Here is a 1,616-nt window from a genome sequence, read left to right on the forward strand (position 1 = left end):
GTCCCCCCGTCTCCCGGTTTCATGGCCACGGTGCACCGCTGCGACTACCGCCCCGCCCCCTGCCTGCTGGACCGCACCGACCTGACGGTGCGGCTGTTCGACGACCACACCGAGGTGGAGGCCCGCCTGGCGCTGCGGCCCAACCCCGCCGCAGAGCCGGGGCCGCTGGAGCTGCGCGGCCTGGACCTGGAGCTGCTGGAGCTCCACCTCGACGCCGAATCCCTGGAGGCGTCGGCCTATGGGCTTCTGGACGACGGCCTGGTGCTGCGGCAACCGCCCCAGCGCCCCTTCGTGCTGCGCAGCCTGGTGCGGATCCATCCCGAGCACAACACCACCCTGGAAGGGCTCTATGTGAGCAGTGGCCTGTTCACAACGCAGTGCGAGGCCGAGGGGTTCCGCCGCATCACCTATCACCCCGACCGCCCCGATCTGCTCAGCCGCTTCCAGGTGCGGATCGAGGCCGATCGGCTGGCCTGCCCGGTGCTGCTCTCCAATGGCAACTGCGTGGAGAGCGGCGCGCTGGCGGGCGAGCCCGGGCGCCATTACGCCATCTGGGACGACCCCTTCCCCAAGCCCTCCTACCTGTTTGCCCTAGTGGCGGGCCAGCTGGAGGAGGTGCGCGAGTGCTTCACCACCGCCAGTGGCCGCACGGTGCAACTGCGGCTGCATGTGGAGGCGGGCGACAGCCCCTTCACGGCCCATGCCATGGCCTCCCTTAAGCGGGCGATGGCCTGGGATGAGCAGCGCTATGGGCTCGAGTACGACCTCGATGAGTTCAACATCGTGGCGGTGCGTCACTTCAACATGGGCGCCATGGAGAACAAGAGCCTCAACATCTTCAACTCCAAGTTGGTGCTGGCGGATCAGGAAACGGCCACGGATGGCGAGCTCGAGCGGATTGAAAGTGTGGTGGCCCATGAATACTTCCATAACTGGACGGGCAATCGCATCACCTGCCGGGACTGGTTCCAGCTCTCCCTGAAGGAGGGGCTCACGGTGTTCCGGGACCAGAGTTTCAGCGCTGATCTGCACGGCGCGGCCCTCAACCGCATCGAAAACGTGTCGATGCTGCGCAACACCCAGTTTCGAGAAGATGCCGGCCCCACGGCCCATCCGGTGCAGCCCGATGCCTACAAGGCCATCGATAACTTCTACACCACCACCATCTATGAGAAGGGCGCGGAGGTGATCCGGGCGCTCCACACCCTGCTGGGTGAGGAGACGTTCCTGCAGGGCATGGCTCTCTACGTGAGCCGCCACGACGGCTCCGCCGCCACCTGTGACGACTTCGTGCAGGCCATGAAGGATGCCGCCGAAGCTGCCTGGGCTGCGGGCACCCCTGAGCTGGCCCGTTTCGATGTGGATCAGTTCAGGCGTTGGTATCACCAGGCCGGCACGCCGGTGCTGCAGATCCACCGCCACTGGGACGGCGAGCGGGGCGAGCTGGAACTGGTGATCCGGCAGCACACTCCCCCCACCCCTGGCCAGCCCGACAAGCAGCCCCTGGTGATTCCCCTGGCCCTGGGCCTGATCGATCAGGCCGGGGAGCCCCTGACCGTGCGGCTGCAAGGGGAAGACGAGGCCACGGCGGCTGCGGCCCAGCGGCCCCTCAGCTG

Annotated in this window: 1 protein-coding gene; it reads left to right on the plus strand. The window is 67.1% G+C overall.

Annotated features, from left to right (window positions below):
• Positions 1-21: 21 nt before the first annotated feature.
• A partial coding sequence (gene pepN, locus IQ216_RS13825; RefSeq protein ID WP_193815927.1) for an aminopeptidase N occupies positions 22-1,616 on the plus strand: 1,595 nt, incomplete at its 3' end.

This window comes from Cyanobium sp. LEGE 06143 (genome assembly GCF_015207535.1).
Lineage (GTDB): Bacteria > Cyanobacteriota > Cyanobacteriia > PCC-6307 > Cyanobiaceae > NIES-981.